Origin of the sequence: Falsiporphyromonas endometrii, assembly GCF_042654485.1 — a bacterium.
Taxonomy (GTDB): Bacteria; Bacteroidota; Bacteroidia; order Bacteroidales; family Porphyromonadaceae; genus Porphyromonas; species Porphyromonas endometrii.
On sequence record NZ_JBHSGO010000005.1, the window covers coordinates 37,706 to 52,846 of the forward strand.

The 15,141-nt window shown below is 38.7% G+C and carries 13 protein-coding genes and 1 pseudogene; all 14 read left to right on the forward strand.

Annotation, left to right across the window (positions count from 1 at the left end):
* Window positions 1-5: 5 nt before the first annotated feature.
* The 14 genes and pseudogenes from map to nadC all read left to right on the forward strand — a co-directional run bounded on the left by map (window position 6) and on the right by nadC (window position 15,139).
* On the forward strand, window positions 6-791 hold the full coding sequence (gene map / locus ACFO3G_RS00510) for a type I methionyl aminopeptidase (RefSeq protein WP_380076966.1): 786 nt from the start codon (window positions 6-8) through the stop codon (window positions 789-791).
* Window positions 792-794: 3 nt separating this feature from the next.
* On the forward strand, window positions 795-1,013 hold the full coding sequence (infA, locus tag ACFO3G_RS00515) for a translation initiation factor IF-1 (protein ID WP_380076968.1): 219 nt from the start codon (window positions 795-797) through the stop codon (window positions 1,011-1,013).
* A gap of 14 nt (window positions 1,014-1,027) precedes the next feature.
* Window positions 1,028-1,144 carry a type B 50S ribosomal protein L36 gene (gene ykgO, locus ACFO3G_RS00520; protein WP_163628788.1) on the forward strand — a complete coding sequence of 39 codons (117 nt, stop codon included), beginning with the start codon at window positions 1,028-1,030 and terminating at the stop codon, window positions 1,142-1,144.
* 39 nt (window positions 1,145-1,183) lie between these two features.
* Window positions 1,184-1,564 (forward strand): 30S ribosomal protein S13, encoded by a 381-nt coding sequence (gene rpsM, locus ACFO3G_RS00525; RefSeq protein WP_380076971.1) that lies wholly within the window; start codon window positions 1,184-1,186, stop codon window positions 1,562-1,564.
* A 13-nt stretch (window positions 1,565-1,577) separates the two neighbouring features.
* Window positions 1,578-1,964 (forward strand): 30S ribosomal protein S11, encoded by a 387-nt coding sequence (rpsK, locus tag ACFO3G_RS00530; protein WP_380076973.1) that lies wholly within the window; start codon window positions 1,578-1,580, stop codon window positions 1,962-1,964.
* A gap of 194 nt (window positions 1,965-2,158) precedes the next feature.
* Window positions 2,159-2,764 (forward strand): 30S ribosomal protein S4, encoded by a 606-nt coding sequence (rpsD, locus tag ACFO3G_RS00535; protein ID WP_380076975.1) that lies wholly within the window; start codon window positions 2,159-2,161, stop codon window positions 2,762-2,764.
* 12 nt (window positions 2,765-2,776) lie between these two features.
* Window positions 2,777-3,769: a DNA-directed RNA polymerase subunit alpha gene (locus tag ACFO3G_RS00540; protein WP_380076977.1), complete on the forward strand. Its 993-nt coding sequence runs from the start codon at window positions 2,777-2,779 to the stop codon at window positions 3,767-3,769.
* Window positions 3,770-3,781: 12 nt separating this feature from the next.
* Window positions 3,782-4,267 carry a 50S ribosomal protein L17 gene (rplQ, locus tag ACFO3G_RS00545; protein WP_380076979.1) on the forward strand — a complete coding sequence of 162 codons (486 nt, stop codon included), beginning with the start codon at window positions 3,782-3,784 and terminating at the stop codon, window positions 4,265-4,267.
* A gap of 2,504 nt (window positions 4,268-6,771) precedes the next feature.
* A complete protein-coding gene (locus ACFO3G_RS00550) occupies window positions 6,772-8,499 on the forward strand; it encodes a leucine-rich repeat domain-containing protein (RefSeq protein ID WP_380076981.1) in 1,728 nt (575 codons plus the stop codon).
* Window positions 8,500-8,618: 119 nt separating this feature from the next.
* Window positions 8,619-9,855: pseudogene (locus ACFO3G_RS00555) on the forward strand (IS4 family transposase).
* A 531-nt stretch (window positions 9,856-10,386) separates the two neighbouring features.
* Entirely contained in the window at window positions 10,387-10,575 is a 189-nt protein-coding gene (locus tag ACFO3G_RS00560; RefSeq protein ID WP_380076983.1) for a hypothetical protein, read from the forward strand.
* A gap of 286 nt (window positions 10,576-10,861) precedes the next feature.
* Window positions 10,862-11,683: a DUF3667 domain-containing protein gene (locus ACFO3G_RS00565; RefSeq protein WP_380076985.1), complete on the forward strand. Its 822-nt coding sequence runs from the start codon at window positions 10,862-10,864 to the stop codon at window positions 11,681-11,683.
* A gap of 944 nt (window positions 11,684-12,627) precedes the next feature.
* Window positions 12,628-14,187, forward strand: a complete 1,560-nt coding sequence (gene nadB, locus ACFO3G_RS00570; protein WP_380076987.1) for an L-aspartate oxidase — start codon at window positions 12,628-12,630, stop codon at window positions 14,185-14,187.
* Between the two features lie 109 nt (window positions 14,188-14,296).
* Window positions 14,297-15,139, forward strand: coding sequence for a carboxylating nicotinate-nucleotide diphosphorylase (nadC, locus tag ACFO3G_RS00575; protein ID WP_380076989.1), 843 nt, complete (start codon window positions 14,297-14,299; stop codon window positions 15,137-15,139).
* Window positions 15,140-15,141 lie beyond the last annotated feature (2 nt).

Genomic DNA, 15,141 nt, shown 5'->3' on the forward strand with positions numbered 1-15,141 from the left:
TTAATATGATTACACTCAAAACACAGGAAGAGATAGAGCTGATGTATGCAGCTAATCAGTTGGTTGGTATGACGCTGGCTGAAGTTGCTAAATTCATTAAGCCAGGTGTCTCTACCAAAGAGTTGGATAAAGTAGCGCATGATTTCATTTTCGATCATGGAGCTACCCCGGCTTTCTTGGGTTATGAAGGATTTCCGGCAAGCATATGTGCTTCAGTCAATGAGCATGTCGTGCATGGTATTCCTTCGTCAAAGCAAATCCTTAAAGAGGGTGATATTATTTCGGTAGACTGTGGAACCAAGTTGAATGGTTTTACGGGTGATTCGGCCTATACATTTGCTGTAGGTGAGATCTCTCCCGAAGTAAGAAGGCTGTTGGAAACAACAAAGCAATCTCTCTATATAGGAATAGAAAATGCTATCGCAGGTAATCGTACAGGCGATATAGGTAATGCTGTACAAACTTACTGCCAGTCTAAAGGATATGGCGTGGTTCGTGAGCTTGTCGGCCATGGTATTGGTACTCATATGCATGAAGCACCCGAAGTTCCCAACTATGGTGCAAAGCATTCCGGAGCTCTTCTCAGACCCGGTATGTGTATATGCATCGAACCAATGATTACCATGGGTAAAAAGAATATTACTTTCTCTACAGACGGATGGACTGTCAAAACAAGAGATCGTAAGCCTGCTGCTCATTTTGAACATTGTATGGCAATTACGGAAGGAGCACCAAGGATCCTTTCCTCGTTTGAGTTTATCAAAGAAGTTTTAGGTGATAAAGAATTTTGAAATATGTCTAAACAACCCGCAATAGAACAAGATGGAGTAATTCTCGAAGCGCTTTCAAATGCTATGTTCAGAGTTCAACTCGAAAATGGACACGAGATCACAGCGCATATCTCCGGTAAGATGCGTATGCACTTCATCAAAATTTTGCCCGGAGATAGAGTAAAAGTAGAGATGAGCCCATATGATCTATCTAAGGGTCGTATCTCATTCAGATACAAATAATATAGAAACTCGATATGAAAGTAAGAGCATCAATTAAGAAGCGCTCAGAAGACTGCAAGATCGTGCGTCGCAAGGGCCGCTTGTATGTCATCAATAAGAAGAATCCTAAGTTCAAGCAACGTCAGGGATAATTCTTACTTCCAAGTCAATTATAAATATCTAGAAATAGTATGGCTATAAGAATTGTTGGCGTTGACTTGCCACAAAACAAACAGGGCGCGATTGCCCTAACTTACATCTACGGTATTGGACGTAGTCGTGCCGCAAAGATCCTGAAAGAAGTAGATGTAGATCCAACCATTAAGGTTCAAGATTGGACCGATGAGCAAGCTGCGGCAGTGCGTGAATATATCGGTCGTGAATTTAAGGTAGAAGGTGATCTTCGTTCTGAAGTGCAGCTTAATATCAAGCGTTTGATGGATATTGGTTGCTACAGAGGTATCAGACACCGTATCGGTCTCCCACTTCGTGGACAAAAAACTAAGAATAACTCTCGTACTCGTAAGGGTAAGAAGAAGACAGTTGCGAACAAGAAGAAGGCTACCAAATAATCTATAGGTTGATATGGCAAAAAAAACAGTAGCAAAAAAGAGGTCAGTAAAAGTAGAAGCAATGGGCCAAGCTCATATCTCATCCTCTTTTAACAACATTATCATCTCTTTGGCAAACTCTGATGGTCAAGTTATTAGCTGGTCATCTGCCGGAAAGATGGGATTCCGTTCTTCAAAAAAGAATACTCCTTATGCAGCACAAATGGCTGCTCAAGACTGTGGTAAGGTTGCTTACGACCTCGGAATGCGTAAAGTAAAAGTTTATGTGAAAGGTCCGGGTAACGGTCGTGAATCAGCTATTCGTACACTCCATGGTTTGGGTATCGAAGTAGTTGAAATCGTTGACGTGACTCCTATGCCTCACAATGGTTGTAGACCTCCTAAGAAGAGAAGAGTTTGATCTAATCTGGAGTGATCTCTGATATTGAGTAACTTTTAGAGCAGATGTAAGTAAAGCCTTTGTCAGGATAGCTTGTGGTGAAATAGACTGTCTAAGCCAACAAATACTATCTCTCGATATAGACAGACGCGGCTGCACCGAGAGCAATCCCGACAAAGAAACTTATTTGCAGATGTTCATAAATCAAGAAAATAATGGCAAGATATATAGGACCTAAGAGTAAAATAGCTCGTAGATTCGGTGCTCCAATCTTTGGACCCGATCGTGTTCTTTCTAAAAAGAATTATCCACCGGGACAGCACGGTAATAATCGCCGTCGCAAGACATCTGAGTATGGACTTCAGCTTCGTGAAAAGCAAAAGGCAAAATATACTTATGGTGTACTTGAACGTCAGTTCCGTAACCTTTTCTTTAAAGCTCAACGCTCTAAAGGTGTTACCGGTGAAGTGTTGCTCCAACTTCTTGAGCAACGCCTTGACAATGTTGTGTACCGTTTGGGTATCGCACCTACTCGTGCAGCAGCTCGTCAGCTTGTAACTCACAAGCACATCGTTTTGGATGGCCGTGTGATGAATGTACCGTCTTATCAAGTTAAGCCCGGTCAAATTGTTGGCGTAAGAGAACGTTCAAAGAATATGGAAGTAGTCCTTGATTCTTTGGCAGGTGTGAATCATAGTAAATATCCTTGGTTGGAATGGGACGAAAACTCTAAGAGTGGCAAGTTCCTCCACATACCGGAAAGACAAGATATTCCGGAAGATATTCGTGAACAGCTCATTGTAGAATTGTATTCTAAATAATCCCTAACTCCCATGGCAATATTAGCATTTCAGAAACCCGAGAACGTATTGATGATGGAGTCTACTGATTCATACGCTGAGTTTGAATTTAGACCCCTAGAACCCGGCTACGGTATTACAATTGGTAATGCCTTGCGTCGTATCCTGCTCTCTTCATTAGAAGGCTTTGCAATTACATCGATCAAGATCGAGGGCGTTGATCATGAATTTGCTACTATTCCGGGTGTGTTGGAAGACGTTACCAATATTATCCTCAATCTTAAGCAAGTTCGCTTTAAGCAACTGCAACCGGATGTAAATGAGGAAACTATCCGCTTGGTAATTGAGAAAAAGCAGGTGTTTACAGCAGAAGAGATGAATGCTCAACTTACAGCATTCGAAGTACTAAATCCTGAACTTGAGATTTGCCATCTCGATCCGTCTGCAACTATGACGATTGAGTTGCGTATCAACAAAGGACGTGGATATGTGCCTGCTGATGAAAATAGAAGACCGGATGACGATGTACATACTATCGCTATCGACTCTATTTATACACCTATTCGTAATGTGAAGTTTGCTGTTGAAAACTTTCGTGTTGAGCAGAAAACTGACTACGAAAAGCTTTTGCTTGATATTACTACTGACGGAAGTATCCACCCAAAGGAAGCTCTTCGTGAAGCTGCCAATATCCTGATTGAGCATTTCTGCTTATTCTCTACTGATTATTTCTCTGTTGATGATCTTATCAAGAGAGATAAGAATGAGTTTGGCAAAGAGGCCCAAGAAATGCGCGAATTGTTGCGCACTCCATTGGACGAATTGGACCTATCTGTAAGAGCACTTAATTGCCTCCGTGCAGGTAATGTGGAAATATTGGGAGATTTGGTAAAATTGCATAAGGAAGATCTTCTAAGCTTTAGAAACTTTGGTAAGAAGTCTCTCGAAGAATTGGAGGAACTCTTTGCAAGTCTAAATCTTACATTTGGGATGGATGTTAGCAAATATAAATTAGACAAAGAATAAAACTCACAGACAATGAGACATAATAAGAAGGTACGCCACCTAGGCAGAACTAAGAGCCATAGAGAAGCCCTCTTGAGCAATATGGCTAATTCTCTGCTGCTTCATAAGCGCATTTTCACTACAGTTGCAAAAGCTAAGGCTTTGCGTATGTATGTTGAACCAATTATTACGAAGGCAAAAACAGATACAACACACTCTCGTCGTAACGTTTTTGCTCTATTGAGAAACAAATATGCTGTGCAAGAACTATTCGGCCCGGTAGCTGATAAAACAGCTAACCGCCCCGGTGGTTATACAAGAATCATCAAGACTGGTTTCCGTCAAGGTGATGCTGCAGCTGTTTGCTTTATTGAATTGGTTGACTTCAATGAAAATATGATGAGTACTCCGGCTGACAAACAGCCTGTTAAGAAGACTCGTCGTTCAAGAGGCAAGAAATCTGCTGCTAAAGCTCAAGAGTCTACAGCAGAAGAAGCTAAGACAGAAGCTGCAGAATGAGAAAGTAGATAAAACTTTCAAGTTAAATACAAAAGCTGCATCAAGACATGTTCTTGAATGCAGCTTTTTTTATCTCCATCATGTACTTAATCTTAGTGGTTGGATGTCCACTATGCCTGCTTGTATGTGCTAAAGATGCCATCCGTAGGGTAGTATGGTAGTATCCCAAAAAGTGTGTAAAGGAGGTTTATCTTTGAGTCAAAATTAATCATTTCAATTCATTGTTTTGTTCATCCGTCAGGCGGGCATGAAAAACACCGGGGGGATTGGCGTCCGCCCGGGGGCTNTCCGAAGAGGTAGGTACGAAAGTTGAGAATTTTGTTGTTGGTAGAGGGATTAACCATCGTCATTTTTTTGTACACTATCGCTTTATTTATGAGATTGAGTTCTTCTTTTTGATAGGTAATCCCTATTTGAAAGTGAAACTGATTTCTGTTAAAATGTTAACATTTGATACTATCAGGAGTATCTGCTAAGAGTAGAAAATTTCTGTGAGAAAGCGTTTATTGATTTTCATCTTGAAGGTCTTTTTGACCTAATCTGTTTTAATCAGAATCTGTTTTATTCAGAATATGTTGCATTGTAGTAGATATCTAATGATATACATAATAAATATTATCTCGCTTAATCCTTTATATGTCTCTTTATTCTCTTAGACACAGTTGTTAACCCAAAAATGTCGATAGAACATGGGAGTGTCACATACATTCAAATATTCAAAGCTCTTTTCCCTTTATCACATCGCACCTAAATGAGAAATTTAGCTGACAAGAATCATTTATAAGATTGTAAAACGATGATTTATAATGTGTTAAGAGTAATGATTTCTAATGATTGTCATTAGAATTTGCCTTGTAATGACAAATCTACTTTAAATCCTAAATCATATACCACTATTTTGTATGTAGTTATAATAGTTCAAATTGGTTGGAATATTTAAATCTACATGGTGTACAACAAACATTATCAACAAATTTGACATAATAATCCTTGCTGATGTTTAATGTTGTTGTCTTAAGCGAAGTGTTTAATTGCTAATCAACGGAGGTGAATACTATTTTGATTTCTTGCTGTTTGACAACGGTAGATAAGGACATATTGAACTCAAAAATGTCGATAGAACATGGGAGTGTCACATACATTCAAATATTCAGGGCCCTTTTTCCCTTTATCACATCGCACCTAAATGGTGGATAAATTTAGTAGTAAAGAATCATTTTGTACGATTATAAAACGATGATATATAATGTATTAAGAATAATAATTTCTGATGACGGTATTAGAATCTGCTGTCTAACTACAAATCAGGGTTGAAGTCTCCCAAACACCTTACTTATATGGATGAGTATTTCAATTTTGAAAGATAAGTCTCCTTTGATTTCTAAAGTCAGCTGTCCGATAAAAATACCTGCAAAATTGAGTCGTTAATCAGCATTTGATCCAAGCGAATGCTTTGTTGGGCAAATGTTTTGCCTATATGGACGGTTTATCTTTTTTTTGAATGTATTGAAAGTCAGACTGTCCGGCAAAACTAAGCATGATTTACACGCTAATGCCTCGAATAAGTAATATCGTTTGGTTAAATAGCAAATGAGAGAGCAGTTTATATGAAATCTATGTTTGCCGGGTTGCCAAAACTTTTATCAGCAATAGTAACTTTTAGCAGACGCTGATAATTTGGAATTATAAAATATAATTCTGAACTTTGAAGTACCAAAGGTATTTAAATGGGATTGAACATTTTTATCTTGGTCTTAGCGTTTGTATGGTTGACATACTTGTTCAGTAATAAGCTTAACGCAGTAGTATTTTTCTTATATACGTGTATCTGTGTTGACATGATAGATCATCTTCTGATTTATTTCTTTTTATTTAAATTGTATAGTTGAACATTAATAATTCAAGATTAGGGATCTTTAAATATAAAACTGATTATTTGCAAGTTTTATTCAATATAATTACAAAACACCCACTGAAATAGGTTGCGCTTTTAATAAGATATTCAGCTAATCAGTTGTATGTACTATTTAAGGATTGACTATTTAATAAGATTTTATTGATAATCAATATAAAGTAGAGTTTCTCGTCTCCTGATCCGCTGAAAGAACGGCTATCCGACAATAACTAAGCATATGGACAAGCTAAGTGGCCGAAACAGATGACAGCAAATGTTTAGAGAAGAATTTAGAAGGTGGTTTTTATGAAATTCATGATTGGTATTGCTCTGGTAGTTTTATCGGACACCAATAATTAAGACAAAATTACATATTAGTATTTTTGTAGATTATGAAAAAGAATTTAATTTGTATTTAGAACTATATCAGTTTAATGGTATCCTAAACTTTTTTTGTGCAAATAAAAAGAAAAGGGAAGGTTTATAAAGGTTTATAAAAGAAAAAACTGCAGTTCTCTGAGCTGAAACAAACAACTTTTTTATATGCCAAATATGCACTATTAGCACAAATTATTCGCTTACTGAAGTTTAACTAATAAATAGTATGAAAATGAAAACTACTTCAAATTTTAAACAACTTTTTAGAAATGTCAGAGGACTGTTCACGGTCTTGTCTGTAGTTCTTTTTTTCTCATTTGGATATGATTTAAGAGCAGAAAACGTTCCGGTCGGTGTTGTAAAAATGAAAACGAAAGCTGCCATTGGATCAAAGGTTGATGTAAATATTGCAACAATTGACGAAAGTATTCCCACTCTTGAAGGTCTAAAAGGGGAATACAAAAAGGGATATGTAACTTATGAGGTTACGAACCAAGATATAACCATTACTGGGAAGATTTCTGAACTGACAGTCTCTTTTATGCAGCTAGAATCGTTGGACCTCTCTGAAATTACTACCCTCAACTCATTGGACTGTTCTGTTAATGAGTTAAAGGACCTAGATGTGTCTGCAAATAAAGATCTCGAGTTTTTCGATTGTTTCTATAACAAATTGACAAATCTTGATTTGAGACAAAATAAAAATCTTAAGTACTTATCATGTTCCCTTAATCAACTGACTCAAATCAATCTCGATGAATGTAAGAACCTTTCCGAGGTTTCATGTTTTTTGAACAAGTTAAGTAAGGATGAGGTTTCAAAGCTTATCTCATCTCTTCCTGATTTGTCTGATCTTGAAGAGGCATCTATGGATGACGAAACTATCGAACCAGGAAGACTAACGATTATCAATTCGTCTAATCCAAATATAGAGGAGGAAAATGTCTGTTTGAATACGGATGTTGCGAAAGCACATAGCAAGTTCTGGCAGGTTTATGATTACAATAGCAATAACGTAATAGAATATGATGGTGAAGGTGGTCCGATAGCTGATGAAAACTTTGTTTTGAAATTAAAGACAAATTTAAAACCTGGAGAAAAGCTCATATTAGAAATGACTCCCTATTTCAATGCGAGGATAGAAGGGGTAGAAGGAGATTTCGTAGATGGATATCATGAATACAAGGTTGCAAAAAATGAGGTGACAGTCTATGGTAAACTTAAAGAATTCATCTCTTACAGTGGCGAACAGATTTCTGAGATTGACTTTTCAAAATCAAATGCGTTGAAGTCTGTTTGGCTTGCCGGATCTACAAAAAAGGAAAATGTGCTTAAATCTTTGTCATTCACTGATATGCCGAGACTTAAGACACTAGTCTTGAATAATAATAACAAACTGGATTTGCTAAAAGTCGAAAATTGTAAGAGACTAAACAATCTCCATTTTTCCAATTGCAAATTGAGCAATGTGAAATTTAGCAACGTTCCTGTTTTATCATTCATAGAGTGTTTCCAGAATCAGATGAAAGGTGCTATTATGTCGGACTATCTAAATGCTCTTCCAGATCTTTCAGATATGACAAAGGGTAAGATATTCATCATCAATACGAAGAGCAATTCTGAAGGAAACGAATGCAATGCCGAGGATTTAAAATCTTTGAGATCTAAGAATTGGAGCGTGCTTGACTTCAAAGGAGGAGCCAATAATAAAGAAGGTGTTGACTATTACCCAACTTCAACTGAAGAAGTGCTGTCTTCAAATATAAAGGTTGGAAGAGACGGATCGTTTGCCATAATATCAGGGCTTACTGAAGATCTTGTTTCCATTTATGATATGAATGGCGCTATATTATTCCAGGGTATCGCTAATCTCGGAGAAATAAGAGTTCCTATTCATCTTCTTACAAACGGAATGTTCGTTATTAAGGCTGGTAAGAAAACTTTCAAACTGTCTTTATGAAAATAATTATTGCTGTCCAATAAAAATATCACGAAACAAAAAAATAAGGGGCTGAACTTTCTTCACAGAAATCAGCCCCTATTGTCTTTTCTTTATCACAGCAACTAACAAGAAAGACAATGCATGAAGGTCTTCATTTTCTCGGACAGCCACTCTTTAGTAAGGTCATCAATCTACTAAAGAAAGAAAAGATTCTTCAAATAAGCCGTAGGCAGAACGGCGAATGTTACATCAAACGTTTTGATGCATGGATACAACTCGTGGTGATGCTCTATGACGTCATGATGCGATTTGACTCCTTACGGGAAATAACTGCGGCCTTATAGGTAGAAGCCAGAAAATTACAGCATCTCGGCATCTTTATGATGACTTCCCGAAGTACACTTTCCAACGCCAATAGACGACGTCAGGGGGATTTTCGAGACGATATACCATGATTTGTATGCTGCTTATCACGATCAATTATTATCGGACAGACGACCGAATGGCGGTAAAGAGCCGGTCCGGATGAGAAGATTGAGAATTATAGACTCCACCACAATCTCTTTGTTTTCCAACCTGATTTTCAAGGGAGTAGGACGTCATCCGAAGAATGGTAAGAAGAAGGGTGGAATAAAGTTACATGCGGTAATACAGGCTAATGAGAGGGTCCCCTCCGATATCGGATTTACATCTGCTGCCACGAATGACTCCTTTATGCTCAAGCCCTCCTCCTTGAGAAAAGGAGACATTATCGCCATGAATAGAACCTATATAAATTATGAAAAGTTTGAGCAGATGACTCAAAAAGAGATCATGTATGTGACTAAGATGAAGAAGAATCTGAAGTATCATATACTGAAAGACACCATGATACAGACAGAAGATGGTGTAGCAGAACTGCGCATCCAAACAGTCTCATTTACAAAAGATTTAAAAGGCGAACAAGGGGCTATTATCCATCATGCACGCATCATCACCTACGTGGATGTTAAAAAGCGTCGGCTTATCCCTCTATTGACCAATGATATGGATATGGATCCGAGAGAAATCATAGAGATTTATCGCAAGAGATGGGAAATAGAGCTTCTTTTCAAGCAGCTCAAACAGAACTTTCCGCTTAAATATTTCTATGGGGAGAATGCCAATGCCATCAAAATACAAATTTGGGTAACGCTCATTGCCAATCTTCTCTTGACAATCATGAAGAAAAGACTTACCCGCTCTTGGAGCTTTTCAGGATTGGCAACCATGGTAAGAATAACCCTGATGTATTACGTAGACTTCTATAGTTTGTTCAATCATCCCGAAAAAGACCGGGAAATACTCCTAAAAGCTCGGGCAGATGCTCCTCCAATACCCTCACTTTTTGATTAGGGGGGGCTTATCTTTAAAAAATGAAATGCTCAACCGCATGTATTCGGCGATTGAGCATCCTTAATATGTCATTTCCAACTTTTATCGGACAGCACTGATTAAGAGTAATGATTTCTAATGATGGTCATCAGAATCTGCCATCAATGACAAATCCGGGACAAACAGCTCTCTCGATTGCTCTCTAAACAAACGGTATTACCTATTTTGTGGCATTAGCCTGTAAGTCATGCTTAGTTTTATTGGACAGCTTACTTTTCAATACATTCAAAAAAGAAAAACCGTCCATTTAGGTAAAGCCTTTGTCCCATAAGGCATTCGCTTGGATCGAATGCTGATTTATGACTCAATCTTGCAGGTGTTTTTGTCGGACATCCGACTTTAGAGTCCAAAAGGGTGAGGCTTATATTTCAAAATTGAAATGCTCATCCGCATAAATAAGGTGTCGTGAGACTCCAATATGCCCTTATTTACTTTAATCGGTCAGCAATAATCCTCTTTTAGTATCCTTGGTCGCTGATAAATAAAATAACTATGGAGATAAGCATACTTCTTACCATATTTTTGATTGTCGTTTGGTTTGACGGACCATTCTTACTCGGCGGTAAGGGATGTCTTATGATTAAGGTGCAGATCAATGACTTTGTAACAATCAAATATAATCCTAAGAATGGCTTTTATATAGGGGCTGTGAAGCTCACTACAGAAGACTTTATTCGTTAAATATGTTGCTTTGCTTTGATATTCAAAAGCTACTCAAACAACCTTGAGTCAATCCCAAGATCTCAAACTTGGAGGTTAGGGTCATCTGACCTTCCTATTGACTTTGCTCGTTTTTATAGTACGAACCCGGTTTGTGGCTCTTCAAAATATTGTAATGTTATTTTTGAGCTTATCTTTGTCGTCTATTGTCTATTTAATATTATAGTTGATGAACTTTTTTGAGAGGGTCTTTAGGTGTTTCGTTCGTGCTTGTCGTTTGTTCCGTTGTTGGCAAATTCGTGGGTCTTTGAGAAGTTATCCGTCTTCTGATACCTATTCCGTATGTCTTAATTGTGGCAATCGTTTTGTTGGTAATTATTGCAATCGTTGTGGTCAAGAATCTTTTGTTGATGATCCTAAAGGCCGTGATTTGGTTACACGAGATTTGGTAAGTGCAAGTACCAATTTTGATCCGAAGTTTTTTTCTACGGTCGTTAATTTGCTTTTTCGTCCCGGATATATGATTGGTGATTATTTGAATGGCAAGCGGGTTCGTTATACCAATCCCTTTCTTTTCCTGTTTATTCTTTCTGCCATCTACGTTTTTATGGAGACGCTTAGTGGTCATCATTTGTCAGTTGGAAGTCTATTATTGCCTTTTGTTGATATCAGCATTCCAAGAACTCCCGACAATAACTGGATATATTCTATTTCGGAAGCTCCCATCTTGAAGTTTATTCTTCAGAACAAGGCCTTTTTTGTTTTACTCTCTCTTCCGGTCTGGATCCCTTCTTTGTTGATCTCTTTTCGCTCTAAGCGGTTGAAACCTCACCTTGTGGCATTTGAATGGGCCGTTGTTCAAACCTATATCTCCGGATTGGTTCTAATGATTTTGATTTTACTTCAGATCAGCTCTATGGTTCCTTATTTTCGTGAATTATTTAGTTCTATACCTTATATTGTCGTATTCCTGCTGCACTTTTACGCTATCAATCAGCTTCTTGATGGTCCTTTTGTCACAAAGTTGTTTAGGCTTCTTTTGGCTTATATCATCTATGTTATATCTTTCGTAGGAGTGTTGGTGGCCCTTTATTTTATTTCGATTGTGTTTTATGCTTTGCTTGGGTGAGATACTTTTTGTTTGAGGCAGCTTTTAGCAAGGGTGTTATTTTGCTCCATAGGCTGTAGTCATATAGCTTGCCGTGTGACTGCGACTGAATGTTAAATTGAATTTGGTTGTGGATAATGCAATCTGCTTAACCGAAGACCTGAAATCTCTTGAACTCGGATTTATCGTTAGATGGCAGGTGCTAATGACTGTCATTAGAAATCATTTTTCTTAATACATTATATATCATTGCTTTATAATCTTATAAAATGATTGTCGTCTTCTTAATTTTCCCCCACCATTTTAGAGTGATGTTATAAAGATACCAATGGATTTGTGTGTTTGAATGTATATGATACTCCGATGTTATATCGACATTTTGGGGGTTGTAATGTGTTGAATTATAGCATTATAAAGTGAAGGTCTTTGGTGTGAAATAAAAGAAATTGTATTGCCAATAAAAAGCCCCATTGTTTAGTTTTGTCTTGGTCTTGTATTTTGCATACATTTGTTGTTGAATGAACTCAAAAATGTCATTAGACCATGTAGAGAACAATCTTAAAACGTCTTTATGGATTGTTCGGATTCCATGATTTATATTTTGGTTTGTCTGTGCTCTTTTTAGTTAATGTCCTTGTTTATGCAAGCAGGCCAACCTCTTTGGATATTATTAAGATCTGCCCAATCTAACTTTATTTATCTGAGGCTTATTCTAATGATATGGTAGTCATAAATGTTGTTTTGTATTTTGAAGATTAAACCGGAGGAGTTTGGTATTTTATGCCCTAAACTTCTTCGCGTTGTTGCGAATCAGCATTTGGTATTACGAGTTTGATTGGATGGTATAAGGCTTGGTTGTTTATACAAAAGACAGCTCATTCAGAGGAAGTTAATTTTGTCTGTGTAACTATAATTGTTCCGTTATGTTGTTTGTGTATTTTTCACAAGCTTACTAATCTATAACAATGGAAGATAATCATTTTGATTGTGTGGTAGTAGGGAGTGGCCTTGCCGGTCTTTATACTGCCTATCTTGCTTCAAAACACTTTCGTCGTATTGCCCTTGTGACTAAGCAAGATTTGGATGTTAGCAATTCTTATCATGCTCAAGGGGGTATCGCAGCCGTAACCGAGTCTTCTGATTCGTCGGATCTGCATTTTCTTGATACGATTGAAGCCGGTAGGGGGCTATGTGAGGAGGAGTCTGTGCGGGTTTTGACTCGTGAAGCTCCAAAGCGTATTCGTGATATTGTGTCATTGGGTATGAAGTTTGATTTGGATGATGATGGCCATTTCAGCTTGGGTATTGAGGGTGGTCATCATCATAAGCGCATTCTGCATGCCGGTGGTGATTCTACGGGTAGAGGTGTTACTCGTTTTATGATTTCTAAGGTCTCTTCCTCTTCCCGAATTACTATTTGCACAATGTGTCAGGCCCTGAAGCTGCTATGTGATGAAGATGGATGCTATGGAGTCGTTGCTTGGAATTGGTCTAAGAATCGAGAGGAACATTTCTTGGGAAAGCATATCATTATGGCAAGCGGTGGTTCGGCAGCTATCTATCATCCCACAACCAACCCCCGTGAAACGGTAGGCGACGGTATCTCTATCTGCTATCGGGCAGGATGTAAGATTAGGGATATGGAGTTTGTGCAGTTTCATCCAACCTCTTTATATACACCTGATGGAGAGGCTTTTCTTATTAGTGAGGCTGTAAGGGGTGAAGGTGCATATCTCTTTAATGACAAAGGAGAGCGATTTATGCTTGGCCGCCATGAGCTGGCCGAATTGGCTCCTCGCGATATTGTTGCCCGTGAGATCTTTATGCAGATCAAATCTTCTGATCAACCTTATGTGAAGCTTTCTTTGGCACATCTCAAAGATAAAGCTGCTTTGTTGGATCGGTTTCCTACGATTGCCAGACATTGTGCAGCCAAGGGATACAACTTTACTGATTGGATCCCGGTAGCTCCGGCAGCGCATTATACTGTGGGAGGGGTCTCTACCAATCTGTATGGACAAACTTCTATAGCCAATCTTTATGCCGTAGGCGAATTGGCAAGCACCGGTCTAATGGGAGCCAATCGCTTGGCATCCAACTCTTTGATCGAGTGTCTGGTCTTTGGCCATCGGGTAGTGCAGAGGGCATGCTCTTCGATGGGGCATTGCTTGATGGATAGTCGGGAGCCATATCGTTTGAGTTGTTCGGACAAATCGACAGAAGATTTGTATTTGCAGATTAGAAAGGAGGTTGCTTCTTTGATGATCAGCCATGTCGGAATTGTTCGCAACCACATTGAACTTCATGAGGCTTTGACCTCTTTGGAATCTCTTGCCAAGTCTCATCCATTGAGAGATGATGATGTCTATAGTATTCTGACTCATCAGTTGCTTGATGTTTCTCGTCTTATCGTCAAGGGTGCAATAGATAGGTGCGAGAGTCGGGGAGGGCATTATCGTGAAGATTATCCGACAACATCGGACGCTTTTCGTCGTCATATTGAGCGAGATATTTTTTCAAGTTGATTGTATTCAAGGCAGCTTGGACTATCATTTAATAGAATGAATTTGCTAAATAAATAAACATCTAAACTTGGTATCGATTTGTTCGCGACCAATTAATCCATAATAATTTATGAACATTGATTCACTTTTGATCGATCGTATCATCGCCTTGGCTTTCGAGGAAGATATTCAGACCGGTGATATTACCACCAATTCGATTATTCCCGAGGAGCAGCAATATATGGCCTCTTTGACGATGAAGGCAGATGGCGTGATATCCGGTCTTTCTGTAGCCAAGAAAGTTTTTGAATATCTTGGCAAGCCTGTTGAGTGGCAGGCCTATTTCAAAGATGGTGATAAGGTAAAAAGGGGAGACCTTATTGCGGAGGTAAAGGCTGACTATAGGGTCTTGCTCCAGATGGAGAGAACGGCACTAAACTTTTTGCAGCGCATGAGTGGTATTGCTACGGCAACATCGAAGTTTGTAGAGGCTGTGAAGGGGACGAAGACTCGGATATTGGATACTCGCAAGACAGCTCCGGGTTTGCGAGTGTTGGACAAGATGGCTGTTCACCATGGTGGTGGCCTCAACCATCGTATGGGTCTTTTTGATATGGTTATGCTCAAGGATAATCATATTAAGGCGGCCGGTGGCATTACTGAAGCCGTTGCATCTGTCAGAGAAAATCTTCCTCTCTCTATTCGTATCGAGGTCGAGACGTCCAATTTGGATCAGGTCAGAGAGGCTTTGGCATCCAATGTCGATATTATTATGCTCGACAATATGGACAATCAGACTATGTCGGAGGCTGTCCGCTTGATAGGCCATCGTGCCAAAACAGAGGCTTCGGGTAACATGACTATTGACCGGGTTGCAGAGGTGGCCGCTGTCGGGGTCGATTACATCAGTGTTGGAGCTTTGACCCATAGTGTCAAGGCTCTTGATATCAGTATGAACTTTAAGAATATATAGAG

What these genes read in the sequence shown, in the direction of transcription:
- nadB (WP_380076987.1), top strand. Translation starts at nt 12,628, where the DNA reads ATGGAAGATAATCATTTTGATTGTGTGGTAGTAGGGAGTGGCCTTGCC.
- rplQ (WP_380076979.1), top strand. Translation starts at nt 3,782, where the DNA reads ATGAGACATAATAAGAAGGTACGCCACCTAGGCAGAACTAAGAGCCAT.
- rpsM (WP_380076971.1), top strand. Translation starts at nt 1,184, where the DNA reads ATGGCTATAAGAATTGTTGGCGTTGACTTGCCACAAAACAAACAGGGC.
- ACFO3G_RS00550 (WP_380076981.1), top strand. Translation starts at nt 6,772, where the DNA reads ATGAAAACTACTTCAAATTTTAAACAACTTTTTAGAAATGTCAGAGGA.
- rpsK (WP_380076973.1), top strand. Translation starts at nt 1,578, where the DNA reads ATGGCAAAAAAAACAGTAGCAAAAAAGAGGTCAGTAAAAGTAGAAGCA.
- infA (WP_380076968.1), top strand. Translation starts at nt 795, where the DNA reads ATGTCTAAACAACCCGCAATAGAACAAGATGGAGTAATTCTCGAAGCG.
- nadC (WP_380076989.1), top strand. Translation starts at nt 14,297, where the DNA reads ATGAACATTGATTCACTTTTGATCGATCGTATCATCGCCTTGGCTTTC.
- rpsD (WP_380076975.1), top strand. Translation starts at nt 2,159, where the DNA reads ATGGCAAGATATATAGGACCTAAGAGTAAAATAGCTCGTAGATTCGGT.
- ACFO3G_RS00540 (WP_380076977.1), top strand. Translation starts at nt 2,777, where the DNA reads ATGGCAATATTAGCATTTCAGAAACCCGAGAACGTATTGATGATGGAG.
- map (WP_380076966.1), top strand. Translation starts at nt 6, where the DNA reads ATGATTACACTCAAAACACAGGAAGAGATAGAGCTGATGTATGCAGCT.
- ykgO (WP_163628788.1), top strand. Translation starts at nt 1,028, where the DNA reads ATGAAAGTAAGAGCATCAATTAAGAAGCGCTCAGAAGACTGCAAGATC.
- ACFO3G_RS00560 (WP_380076983.1), top strand. Translation starts at nt 10,387, where the DNA reads ATGGAGATAAGCATACTTCTTACCATATTTTTGATTGTCGTTTGGTTT.